8 protein-coding genes are annotated in these 12,116 nt (G+C 60.4%); 1 reads left to right on the forward strand and 7 read right to left on the reverse strand.

All coding sequences use genetic code 11. The features are described from left to right. Positions 1 to 7: 7 nt before the first annotated feature. From algG to yaaA, 7 genes are all read right to left on the reverse strand, one after another. The gene (gene algG / locus ABV589_RS19950) at positions 8 to 1,579 is read right to left on the reverse strand and encodes a mannuronan 5-epimerase AlgG (protein WP_098968480.1); all 1,572 of its coding nucleotides are present in this window, start codon (positions 1,577 to 1,579) and stop codon (positions 8 to 10) included. A 26-nt stretch (positions 1,580 to 1,605) separates the two neighbouring features. Next, the gene (locus ABV589_RS19955; protein WP_108589912.1) at positions 1,606 to 3,087 is read right to left on the reverse strand and encodes an alginate export family protein; all 1,482 of its coding nucleotides are present in this window, start codon (positions 3,085 to 3,087) and stop codon (positions 1,606 to 1,608) included. Beyond that, positions 3,084 to 4,595, reverse strand: coding sequence for an alginate biosynthesis TPR repeat lipoprotein AlgK (gene algK, locus ABV589_RS19960; protein ID WP_367083206.1), 1,512 nt, complete (start codon positions 4,593 to 4,595; stop codon positions 3,084 to 3,086). Before algK ends, ABV589_RS19955 begins: the two co-directional genes overlap by 4 nt. A 9-nt stretch (positions 4,596 to 4,604) precedes the next feature. After that, entirely contained in the window at positions 4,605 to 5,774 is a 1,170-nt protein-coding gene (locus ABV589_RS19965; RefSeq protein WP_098967301.1) for an alginate biosynthesis protein Alg44, read from the reverse strand. Positions 5,775 to 5,809: 35 nt separating this feature from the next. Further along, complete coding sequence (gene alg8 / locus ABV589_RS19970) at positions 5,810 to 7,294, reverse strand: mannuronan synthase (RefSeq protein ID WP_367086219.1); 1,485 nt, start codon at positions 7,292 to 7,294, stop codon at positions 5,810 to 5,812. 245 nt (positions 7,295 to 7,539) lie between these two features. Next, entirely contained in the window at positions 7,540 to 8,856 is a 1,317-nt protein-coding gene (locus ABV589_RS19975) for a nucleotide sugar dehydrogenase (protein WP_007965217.1), read from the reverse strand. A gap of 811 nt (positions 8,857 to 9,667) precedes the next feature. Then, positions 9,668 to 10,447 (reverse strand): peroxide stress protein YaaA, encoded by a 780-nt coding sequence (gene yaaA / locus ABV589_RS19980; protein ID WP_367083207.1) that lies wholly within the window; start codon positions 10,445 to 10,447, stop codon positions 9,668 to 9,670. A 325-nt stretch (positions 10,448 to 10,772) separates the two neighbouring features. On the opposite strand from yaaA, the gene ABV589_RS19985 reads away from it, so the two are divergent. Continuing rightward, entirely contained in the window at positions 10,773 to 11,897 is a 1,125-nt protein-coding gene (locus ABV589_RS19985; protein ID WP_367083208.1) for a polysaccharide deacetylase family protein, read from the forward strand. The last annotated feature ends 219 nt before the right edge of the window (positions 11,898 to 12,116 follow it).

The raw sequence follows: 12,116 nt of genomic DNA on the forward strand, positions 1-12,116 counted from the left end.
ATTATCCTCAGTCCCGCAGTTCGGTCTGGCGTTCGACAGGGTCGATCAGTACGGCTTTCTGCTGGCGCACCAGCAGGTCGAGAATTTCATCCTGGCGCTCGCCGAGGATGCCGTTGAAGCTGATGCCGCTGGATTTGGTCGGCGCCAGCATCGATACCCGATACAGCTCGACGCTCAACGGCGAGTCGATGGCCATCGGCCCGCTGCCGTTGGCCGCCAGTTCACCGCCGACCACGATCAGCGAGACTTGCGCGTCGAACGGGTCGAGCTTGATGTCACGGTCGGTGTCGGTCAGATCCTTGATGTGGCCGTAGACGCCGGTCAGGCCGTTGGCCATGGCGACGTTTTCGTAGAGGCGGATGTTCACGCTGTTACGAATGCGGATGCCGTGGCGCTTGTTGCTGATGACCTTGTTGCCCCACAGCAGGTTGTCGGCGGACTCGTAAAGCGTGATGCCGTCGGTGTGGTTCTTGTAGATCTCGTTGTAGGCGATGATGTTGTTGACGCTGTTACGGTCGATCACCAGGCCCGAGAGATGGTTGTCGTAGCTCTTGTTGTTGAAGATGAAGCTGTCGTTCACTTCGCGGGAAATGATGATGCCGTGCTTCTTCTTCGTACCGTGGACGGTGTTCTCGGCAATGATCAGACCGTGGGAACGGTCGTGCGGGTCGATGCCGTAGACGATGTTGTCCTTGTAGGTGTTGCCCTTGACCACGAAGTCGCGGGTCTCGTAGCAGTAGAAGCCGTACCACATGTCGGAGAATTCGGAGCCGACGATCCAGCCGGTCGGTTCAGGGCGCTTGAGCACCTTGGCCATGTTCGGCGTGTACTGGGAAATACTCACCCCGTACGACTTGCTGTTGGCGTAGCCGAAACTGGCCATCTTGCTGTTGACGATGTAGGTCTCGGTGCCGCCCCAGGCCAGCAGGAACGGACGGAATTCCTTCGGCGAACGGAAGGTTGCCGGGCCGTTGTCCTTCTCGCGCCAGCCAGTGACTTTGGTGTCACGCACGAACAGCTGACCGTCGTTGACCAGGAACGAACCGGCCTCTTGCGACAGACGCAACTCCTGGGTCTGGCCGTCGATTTCGAGGATGCCTTTGCGGCCGACCACGATCGGCAGCTTCGCCAGGTACACGCCCGGCGAGGTCTCGCTGAAGTACTGCTTGGGCAGCTTCTGCGCCAGATCCTTGAGGTTCAGGTAACCGTCGTCGACGAAGATCGCCTGCGGGATGCCGTGCTGACGCACCACCCATTCGGCCATCTTGTTGTCGCCGCCGATGAAGTCCTTCAGCGCGTCTTCCTGCATCATCCGGCGCACGCTGATCTTGCCCGGTTTGCTGCGATTGATCTTCGCGGCAGCGGCCTCGGCGGTGAAGCCGGACAGGTCGGGCAGTTTCGGCTTGGCCAGTTCCAGCGCCTCGGTCGGCGCGCTGCTGACGGTGTAGGTCTTGGCTTGTTGCAGCTCTTTGGCGGTGGTCACAGGCTTGGCCGGTTCCACCGTGGCGAACGCGCCAGCGGAGGCCAGCAGCATGGCGCCGGCCAACAGGCTGAGCGAGCCTTTCCTTGCATGGTGCATGTCGGGCACTCCCTTGGCGGTTTGCATCAGAAGCGCCAGATCACGTCGATGAACGCGCGGTGCATGTACGAATCGACCTGGCTGCCATAGGCATCACCGGGCTTGAACACGCCGCCACGGAAACGCACCAGCGCCGACGGTTCGTCGATCGACTGGCTCAGGGCCGCTGGCAGCAAGCCTTGCTTGAAGTACTTGGTCACCACCAGGTCCATTTCCTGACCCAGGTCCTTGTTGCCATCCTGCAGTGGCAGCGAGGTGCTGGAGAGGATTGCGCCGGTGACGTCGTCGGTGTTGTTTTCCACGGCGTTGATGCCGTTGCTGCCTACCGGTTTGTTGCCGTCCACGCGCCAGAACTTGTGGTAGATCAGGCTGGCGTCGTACTGGTCGTTGAGCATCCACGAACCGAACAGGGTGGCAGTCTGCATGTTGTTCATTTCGCCACGGAACGCTTCGCCGAAGCGGTGCACGCGCGAGCGGGTACCGGTGTAGTTGGAGCGGTTGCTCTCCAGACCGTTCTGCTGGTAATCGGCGCTGGCGCGGGCGTAGGCCGCACCGACCTGCCACTGCGGATCGAGGCGCAGACGCACGCCAAGGTCGGTGGCCCAGCCGTTGATGTCATCGCTGTGTTTGGCCTGTGCCGGGCGGCTGCCATCGGCGTTCAGCGGGTTGACCGAATCGAGGTCGCCGCTCATGCCGGTGATGCTGCCCCAGTAGTTGACGGTGTTGGTGTTGCGCCAGTTGTAGGCGTCGCTGTCGGCAGTCAGGCCGAGCCAGCTGATATCGCCGTTCTGGGTTTTGTCGAGGGTGTCACGGGGCACGCCCGGTTCGGCGTAATCGAGCTTGCCGTTGTCGTGGGTGTGATGACCGCGAATGCCGACCCAGTTGCCCGGTGTCCACTGGTAGGCGGCATCGGCGTAAGCGTGCAGGCGATCCTTGTCTTTGGGCGCCAGCTCTTTGAGGTCGGTGCGGTATTCGCTGAAGCGTTCGGCGACACCGACGTTGGCACGCAACAGGGTGGTGTCGAAGGTCCAGTTCAGCGCTTCGATGTTGGTGTCGCGCCATTGCCCGTCGTCATTGCGCAGACGCTGGCGACCGAACTTGAGCATCTCGCCCGGGTACGGCGTGAAGCCGCTGTAGCCGACCCAGAATTCGCGCATCGCCAGGTAGTTTTTCTTGGTCTGGCGGTCACCGCTGTCGGTGGTTTCGGCGCCATCGGACTGCTGCAGGGTGTCGGTCTCGATGATGTCGGTCGAGGTCACGGCCTGACCCATGGCGTAGGCACTCCACGCACCGCTTTCGCCGTAGATCCAAGGACGCAGGTCCAGGCCCACACCGTTGACGTCGCCGCCGCTGGCGGTGCCGAGGTCGCGGTCGTCTTCGGACTGGCCGGTGATTTTCACTTCCAGGCCGAAGTTCTTGGTTTCAGTGATCGCGGCCAGTGTCGGGCAAGACCAGATCAGCGCGAACGTGAGGCCAATGCCGGCCTTCACAAAGGGATTCAACTTCATAGGGATTCCTCGCCGTCTTCTTCTTGCAGGGCGTGCAGTTGCAGCGTGTTCTGGTTCAGGGCGCCACGGCTGGCCTGTTCCTGTTGCAGCAGACGCTGGGCTTCGGCCAGATGCTCGGGCGGCAATTGCGCGGCCAGGGTGGTGGCCAGTTCATCAGCTTGCGGGGTGTTCTGCGCCTTGGCCAACTGGCTGAACACGTAGGCGTTGAGCGGGTCGGGCTTGGTGCCCTTGCCTTGGGAAAACAGTTGGGCGATGGCGAAATCGGCGCTGTTCTGGCCGTTGCGCGCAGCGGTCAGCAGATGGTCGAGAGCCTTTTGCGGGTAGACCTTGCCCAGGTAACCACGGCGATAGATCTGGCCGAGGTAGTAGTCGGCGGCGACTTCGCGGCCGACGGCTTTCTGGAAGTGTTCTTCGGCGACTTTCGCGTCGGCCGGTACCAGTTTGCCTTCGTAGTAGAGCTTGCCCAGCAACAGTTCGGCGCGCGGCTGGTCGGCGGCGCGGCCGTTGTCGAGGTATTTCATCATCTGATCGACGTCGCCCAGTTCCGGGAAGTCGTAGAGCAGCTGCGCGAGGGTCACCCACGACGCCGGGTAGCCCGGGGCGATCGGTTCGAGCAGCGACTGCGCGGTTTTCTCGTCGGTCTTGCCCAGGGTCGAATCGGCCAGCACGCGGGCCACCGAATCGACGCGCTGCGCACTGACCGTGCCACGGCTGTAACCGGCCTGCATCTGCTTGATCAGCTCGGCCTGTTGCTCAGGCTGGGCACGTTTCTGATAGACCGTGGCCAGTTCGACGTAGCAGATGTCGGTGGTGTTGAGCGCGGCTTTGCAGATCTTCTCCACGTCATCCAGATGCTGGTCGTAAGTGCCCTGAGTGCGATACAGCAGCACCTGCGCCAGACCGGCTTCCGGGTAGCCGGACTTGCGCCACTGATCGATCTGCTGCTGTGCGTTGATGTTCGGGAAGCTGTGCGGAAATTGCAGGTACAGCATCGCCAGCGGGATCAACGTGTTGCCTTCGCCATTGGCGGCGGCTTTTTTCAGCAGGCTTTCGGCTTCGTGGTGCTCGGCTTCGGTGGAACCCGGTTTGGCTACCAGCAGGCGACCGAGACGGGCCTGGGCCCGTGGCGAAACATCGGCGGCGGCGCGGTAGGTGGCCTCGGCCTGTTTGATCTGCTCGGGGTCGCGGCTGTCGACCTGGATATCGGCGAGACCGACTTGCGCCTCGCTGTAACCCAGATCCGCCAGCGCGCGGTAGTTCTGCGCGGCGGTGGCGGTGTCGCCACGCTTGAGCGCTTCGTTGGCCAGACGCTGGTCGGGCAGGCCGGCGCAACCGGCCAGACTGACGGCCAAAGCCAGCGAGCACACCATATGACCTTTGTGGGAGCTGGCTTGCCAGCGATTCAGGCGACTCGGTGTGTCAGACAGACCGCAGTGATCCAATCGCTGGCAAGCCAGCTCCCACAGGGATCGCGGTGTTCTCAGGAGACTGATGATGGTCACAGGCATGTCCTCGACTTAAAGACCGGCAGCCATGGCTTTGTCGATCAGCCAGTTCAGGTTCGGGCCACGGTCGCTGTTCACTTCCACCGGGCGCCCGGCGAAGCTGCTGTCCAGCGGTTCGTCCGGCTGGATCTGCACGCGGATGTCGGAGGACAGGTCGGCGCTTTTCAGGCTGGTGCTGCTGACGATCTTGCCGGTGCGGGTCTGGTCTTCGCCGGCGATCTGGAAGCTCACCGGGGTGCCCGGACGCACGTCGCCGAACTGGCGATAGGAGAAGCGTGCATCGACGGTGGCCTGGGTGTTGCGCGGCACCAGGGTGAAGATCACGTCGCCCTTGCTCGCGTACTGACCGTCAGCCACCAGTTGCTGGGCCACGGTGCAATCACACGGCGAAGTCAGGGTGCCGGTCATTTGTTTGCCGAACAGTTCTTCGACCTTGGCCGGTTGCAACTGGTCTTCGTCGAGATGGCCCTTGAGTACGTCGAGCATGCTGGTGCTGAAGGTCGCCAGCGGCGCGCCTTTGGCGGCGACGCCGTCGGACTTGACCAGGCTCTGCACGGTGCCGTCACGCGGCATGGTGATGTTCATCCCCGGCACGCTGACCAGACCTGCTTGCGCGTGGCTGACGAAGTACATGCCGTACACCGACTTGAAGACGAAACCGAACGCCACCAGGCCGATGGCGAAAATACCGGCGCTGAAGGTCACGGCTTTTAGCCGCCCGAACGGGGTCATGCCGCTGCCGCCGTCCTTGACCTTGCGCGCCTTGGTGAAGTTATCGCGCTGCAGGGTCGCCAACACTTCACCCATGCTGACGATGTCGCCGGCCAGGTGCGAAGTGATCAGGTGGCGCAGGGTGGAAATATCCTGCGGTTCCAGGTTCTGGAACTGGCAACCGGCGCGGCCGCTCTGGCGATCGTAGGAGCGCACTTGCAGTTCGACGTCCATGGCCAGGCCGAGGTTGTCGATGACGAATTGCAGGCGTGCCTTGTACACCTCGCCGAGGGTCAGCGGCAGTTGCCCGGCGTTGAACGCCAGACCCCCGGCGGACAGGTCCAGGACCCGCGCTTCGACCGGCGTCCGGTCCGGGCCGAAGAAGCGCAGTTTGGCCGGGATTTTCACTCGGGCGTGCTGACGCTGGGCTTCGGATTCATGCACTACGTTGGCGTTGACGGCGGTATTCATGGGGGCGATTTCCTTGTTAATTCAATAGGGGCAGGTCAGACCATCATCAGCAGCACGGCGACGAAAATGCTGCCGGCGGAGAAGGTCATGGTCCGAGACGACCAGGTGTTGAACCAACGTTGAAAGCTGGCGAGATCACGGGTCAGGGAAGTGGGTTGGCGTGTCCAGGATTGTTGGTCGAGGCGGAAGAACACGTAGATCTTCACCAGCGCACCGACGATCTGGTTGTAATACAGAATCACCGGGTAAGCCGGGCCGATCCGGTGACCGGAGCACGACAGCAACAGGGTCAGAATCAGGCGGGTGATGCCGATCCACAGCAGGTAGGCGAGGATGAACGCACCGCCGTACTTGAAGCTGGCGATGATCGCCACGGTCAGGCCCAGCAGCGAGGTCCACATCGACACGCGCTGGTCGAACAGCACCACCGAGGTGAAAGCGCCGAGGCGTTTCACACCCAGGCCCAGCGCTCGCGAGTTCTGGCGCAGGTTGTTGCCGTACCAGCGGAACATCAGTTTGCGGCTGGCCTTGATGAAGCTCTTTTCCGGCGGATGCTCAACGGTGTTGATCGCGGCGTCCGGCACGTAGAAGGTGTCGTAACCCAGGCGCATCAGGCTGAACCAGCTCGACTTGTCGTCGCCGGTGAGAAACTTGAAACGGCCCAGGCGCCAGTGCTGCAGCGAGTCGCTTTCGACGTCGGCGATGAACTCCGGATCGGTCACCACGGTGGCGCGGAACACCGACATGCGCCCGGTCATGGTCAGCACGCGCTTGGACAGGGCCATCGAGCACATGTTGATGTGGCGCTGGGCGAAACGCAGCTTGTGCCATTCGCTCATGATGTAGCCGCCGCGCACTTCGCAGAACTCGTTGGTGGTCAGGCCGCCGACATTGCCGAACAGCTGGAACCACGGCACGGTCTTGCGCACGGTGCCTTCGCCGAGCACGGTGTCGCCGTCGATCACCGCCACCACAGCGCGGTCGTCCGGCAGGTGGCGGGAGATCGCGCGGAAACCGTAAGCCAGGCCATCACGCTTGCCGGTGCCGGGAATGCGCACGAAGTCGAGCTTCACGCGGTCTGGCGGATTCATCCGCGCCCACAGCGCCTTGACCAGCAGCTCATCGGACATTTCGACGATCGAGCAGACCACGGTGGTCGGCAGTTCGCAGTCGATGGCTTCGCGGATCACCGAGCTGTAGACCTGCGCGGTGGTGAGCGCGTCGATACGGAAACTGGTGACCATCAGAAACACATGCGACGGATCCGCCGCCTTACCCAGCTTGCGCACTTTGCGGCGCAGATGCGGGTAAACGATGTAGAGAAAAATCATGCCGCGCACAAAGTGCGTTGCACCCATCGAGTAGCGCCAGATACCCACGGCGCCAATCAGGAAAATAAAGTCCTTCGACTCGGAGTCGAACGTGGACGTGGGCAGCATCAAGGCCAGGCCCAACAACACACTGAGGTAAAACAGCCAACCGGCGGCCTGAAGTAGGCCGTGCTTTAGCCTGTGCATAATCTGCATCCGTCTCTATCTCGGGCCGGGCCCGATGGGGTTAAGGCAGGCTTACAAAGAACTGCAATGTCACGCGCAATTCGGACGAACCCTGTGTAGGAGCTGCCGAAGGCTGCGATCTTTTGATCTTCCCCGGTTCACTCAGGACTCAAGTGCGCCGGGTAAAGATCGCAGCCTGCGGCAGCTCCTGCATTTGGGTTCACAGAGGTCGCGCGGCGTCGCGGATGCGGCGCCGTGCAACGTCTGCTTTACCAGCAGATACCTTCAGTGCGAGTACCTGGGTTGGTGGCTTTGGCCATGAAGCCGACCAGGTCGATGACCTGTTTGCCCTGCGGTGCTTCCTGGGCCAGCGAGCGGAACTTCTCGTCGCGGTTGCCGAGGATGATCACGTCGGAGTTGTCGATCACCGAATCGAAGTCCGAGTTGAGCAGGGACGATACGTGCGGGATCTTCGACTCGATGTAGTCCTTGTTCGCGCCGTGAACACGGGCGTACTCGACGTTGCTGTCGTAGATGCTCAGGTCGTAACCCTTGCCGATCAGCATTTCGGCCAGTTCCACCAGCGGACTTTCGCGCAGGTCGTCGGTACCGGCCTTGAAGCTCAGGCCGAGCAGGGCGACTTTACGTTTGTCGTGGCTTTCAACGATGTCGAAGGCGTTCTGCACTTGCGATTCGTTGCTGCGCATCAGCGAGTTGAGCAGCGGCGCTTCGACGTCCAGCGAACCGGCGCGGTAGGTCAGGGCGCGCACGTCTTTCGGCAGGCACGAACCACCGAAGGCGAAGCCTGGGCGCATGTAGTACTGGGACAGGTTGAGGGTCTTGTCCTGGCAGACCACGTCCATCACTTCACGACCATCGACGCCGACCGCTTTGGCGATGTTGCCGATCTCGTTGGCGAAGGTCACTTTGGTCGCGTGCCAGACGTTGCAGGTGTACTTGATCATCTCGGCGACCGCGATGTCCTTGCGGATGATCGGCGCGTCGAGTTCTTCGTACAGCGATTGCAGAACGTCACCCGAGGCCTTGTCGAACTCGCCGATGACGGTCATCGGTGGCAGGTCGTAGTCCTTGATCGCGGTGGATTCACGCAGGAATTCCGGGTTGACCGCGACGCCGAAGTCGACGCCGGCCTTCTTGCCCGAGCAGTCTTCGAGGATCGGGATCACCACGTTGGCGACGGTGCCCGGCAACACGGTGCTGCGCACGACGATGGTGTGGCGGGTGGTTTTCTCGCGCAGCACGAAACCGATCTCGCGGCACACGGCCTCGATGTAGTTCAGTTCCAGGTCGCCGTTCTTCTTGCTCGGCGTACCGACGCAGATCATCGACAGGTCGGTGTCACGGATCGCCTCGGCGAAGTTGGTTGTACCGCGCAGACGACCGGTCTCGATACCTTGAGCCAGAAGTTCGCCCAGACCCGGTTCAACGATCGGCGATTTACCGGCGTTGATCATGTCGATCTTGTCTTTGGCAACATCGACGCCAACCACGTCATGGCCCCGTGCAGACAGGCAACCGGCACACACTGCGCCAACGTAACCCAAACCAAATATGCTGATGCGCATCGCAATTACCTCTGTGTTTTATCAAGCCATTAGATGGCCGGAGTTAATGGTGTTCAGCGGTCATAGTGCACTCGAAAGTGCGGCATACAGGCGCCACAATGCCGTGTGCAGGCATACTAAGTTCCGAGTGTCTAAATAAGTGCACTCAAGATGTGCGCAACTAGGCCTTAGTTGTTATGACTTGCCCTGTTATGCAGCGGATCTTCTTTGTGGAAGACTCTGGTGCATGTGTCTTGTCCGCTTGATGTCGGACGTAACGCCCGTAGATCAAGGGATTGGGTGCTCAGGCGAGCACGTTTACAGGGGCGCAGCCTTGGCCTTGTAGAGGATGTTTATGGTGCGTATCACCTATCCATCGTTAATCGATCAGATGAGTGAACCATCTAGGCAAGTTGCTGTGACAACTTGGTTACATGGTTCTCCGCTCTGCGTAAGTTATCTCGTACAAAATCGGCGAGAATCGTTACCGGTGGTATGAGCTATGCATTTGGACATAGTTCCTACCCGCTCATCGCGAAATCTGAAATTTTTTGAAATATTGCCAAAGATGGCACTGGTCTCAATTTGATAGCACTTTCGATTTGGGCCTTTGTTAATCGGTGCGTAATCGAGCTAGATAGTTTTGTGCCACTACCGTAAAAAAATTTACGTGCCACTACTGAAAAAAAGTGCGGCTGTCGAGTGAAACTAAAATTAGAATCGGGGAGGACGATTTTATGGCGCCAATAAAGCGGCGAAATGTGGCGAGGGATTTTTGACGTCGTGCGAGCTGCACGACTCCTTCTATAAAGAGTCGTGCAATGGGCATGCTTTATTCCGGGGCGTGGTCGCGCAGAAACACCAGATTGTCCGGTTTCGATTGCTCGGCGCTGTAGCGATAACCCTGCACATCAAACTGCTTGAGCTGGGCGGGATCGTTGATTTTTTCCTGGATCACGAAGCGGCTCATCAGGCCACGGGCCTTTTTCGCGTAGAAACTGATGATCTTGTACTGACCGTTCTTCAGATCCTTGAAATCAGTGTTGATGATCCGCGCGTTCAGTGCGCTGCGCTTGACCGCCGAGAAGTACTCGTTGGAGGCCAGGTTCAGCAGCACGTCATCGCCTTGTTCGGCCAGCGCTTCGTTGAGCCATTCGCTGATGCGCGTGCCCCAGAACGCGTACAGATCCTTGCCACGGGCGTTGGCCAGTTTGGTGCCCATTTCCAGACGATACGGCTGCATCAGATCCAGCGGACGCAGCAAGCCATAAAGGCCGGAGAGCATGCGCAGGTGCTTTTGCGCGTAGTCGAACTGAGCTTCGCTGAACGATTGCGCATCGAGGCCGGTGTACACGTCACCCTTGAACGCGAGCAGGGCCTGCTTGGCGTTTTCCGGGGTGAAGGCGGGCGTCCAGCTACCGAAACGCGCTGCGTTGAGGCCGCCGATCTTGTCGGACACGTGCATCAGTTCGCTGATTTGCGCCGGGCTCAGTTCGCGCAGTTGCTGAATAAGCTCCTGGGAATGATCGAGGTATTGCGGCTGGGTAAAACGTTGTGTGGCCGGCGGTGTTTCATAATCGAGGGTCTTGGCGGGGGAAATCACCATCAGCATGAAGTCGTCTCCTTTAATCGTGGGGGCGATTCTAGGGGGTTGGCCGGGTTGACTCCAGCTATGAGGGTAATAGGTATCAGGAAGCTCGGGCATTTGCGACGGCTGGTGGATTTTTCCCTCACCCCAGCCCTCTCCCGGAGGGAGAGGGAGCTGACCGCGTTGTTCTCGAGTCATACATCGACCTGAAATATCCAGTCGAACTCAGGTTTGAAAACATGAAGATCGGCTCCCTCTCCCTCCGGGAGAGGGCTGGGGTGAGGGCAGCGTCCTTGAAGCTTACACATCAGCTATAGTGCCGCGCGGGTTTGGTAATGGAGACACCCCTTTGCGCATTGTTCTTTTATTCACCGCGTGGCTGTTGAGCTTCGGGGCCATGGCGGCGCCGGGTGATGTGGCGACGCTGGATCGCAGCACCTGGCCTGAACAACTGAGCAGCCCGACGCTGTTCGACGTCGCCTCGCGCGCGGAAATCCTCATGTTCGCCCGTGGGCTGCTGGGCACCGAGGCGCTGGACGAGGCTGCGCTGGCCCAGCGTCTGGGGCTGCGCACGATCAACGTCGACGCGATCAGCCGCCTGCGGCAGCGGCTTTGGGAACGTCTGTTGGCCAACTACAACTTCGCCCAGCAGAGCTGCGATCAGGACGCCTCGTTCTGCTTCCTTGTCGAAGACCTGCCGACCCTGCGCGAGCAGGCCGCCAAGTTCGTGGTCAGCGACGACAGCTATTACACCAAGTGGGCCGAGCCGAGCCGGCTGTTTCACTTGCAGTACCTCGACGAGCTGATGCGCAAGGCTGCGCTGTCGCCGCAGACCAGCAGCGAAGTCGATCGTTTTGGCGACTACGAGCGCAGTGGCGACGAGATGCACGACCGGCTGTTTCTGCTGAGTTTCGACAGCGCCGCCAATCTGCAGCCGGACAACACCGACTGGATTGCCGACTACCTGCGCAAATCCAGCCTCAGCGGTACGTTCTTTCTGTTGGGCAAGGATGTGCAGGCGCGGCTGGCGGATCGCTCGGTGAGCAACCTGCAATCGGAGTTCTCGAAACAGTGTGTGGGCGTGCAGGGTTGGGAGTTCCGTTCCCACAGCTATTGGCAGGACTGGCAGGACTCGGTGCGCCGCAGCGCCGATCTGGTGAAGAACAAGTTGCCGGAAAACTACGTGCCGCTGTTCCGTCCGCCGGAGGGTCAGCGCCGCCCTGATGCCGGCAGCTTCTTCCGCAATCAGGGCCTGCAAGTGGCGCTGTGGGATATCGATGCCCAGGACGGCGCCGGCAAGCTCAAGGGCGCACAGAGCGCGCAGCGGGTGCTGACCCTGATGCTGTTGTGGCGTCACGGAGTGATCAATTTCAACATGAAACAGGACGCAGTGAAGACAGCGATGCCGTGGCTGATCACGCAAACTGCGCAAAGCGGCATCGGCTTTGAAGACTGTCAGGACGGGTTTCGCTGACAAACGGCAAAAGCCCGGAAACATTGGGCTTGGGGCGATTTTTCTAGAGAATTCGATGCAGGCGGACTTCCGACTTTAGCGGGGTCTGGACGGTCCGCCAAGGGCTTTTCGTCACTCTGCAAAATAAACTTAAAAAAACCGTCAAAGTGCTTTTTTATGTCATGGGTTTTGGAGTATTACGAAGACAGACCGCCGAAACCTGCAACACAGGTGGCGTCT

Origin of the sequence: Pseudomonas sp. HOU2, from assembly GCF_040729435.1 — a bacterium.
Classification (GTDB): Bacteria; Pseudomonadota; Gammaproteobacteria; order Pseudomonadales; family Pseudomonadaceae; genus Aquipseudomonas.

Bases quoted from the DNA above. Each gene is read 5' to 3' on its own strand.
- algG (WP_098968480.1), bottom strand. From the start codon at position 1,579: ATGCACCATGCAAGGAAAGGCTCGCTCAGCCTGTTGGCCGGCGCCATG.
- ABV589_RS19965 (WP_098967301.1), bottom strand. From the start codon at position 5,774: ATGAATACCGCCGTCAACGCCAACGTAGTGCATGAATCCGAAGCCCAG.
- algK (WP_367083206.1), bottom strand. From the start codon at position 4,595: ATGCCTGTGACCATCATCAGTCTCCTGAGAACACCGCGATCCCTGTGG.
- ABV589_RS19955 (WP_108589912.1), bottom strand. From the start codon at position 3,087: ATGAAGTTGAATCCCTTTGTGAAGGCCGGCATTGGCCTCACGTTCGCG.
- ABV589_RS19975 (WP_007965217.1), bottom strand. From the start codon at position 8,856: ATGCGCATCAGCATATTTGGTTTGGGTTACGTTGGCGCAGTGTGTGCC.
- yaaA (WP_367083207.1), bottom strand. From the start codon at position 10,447: ATGCTGATGGTGATTTCCCCCGCCAAGACCCTCGATTATGAAACACCG.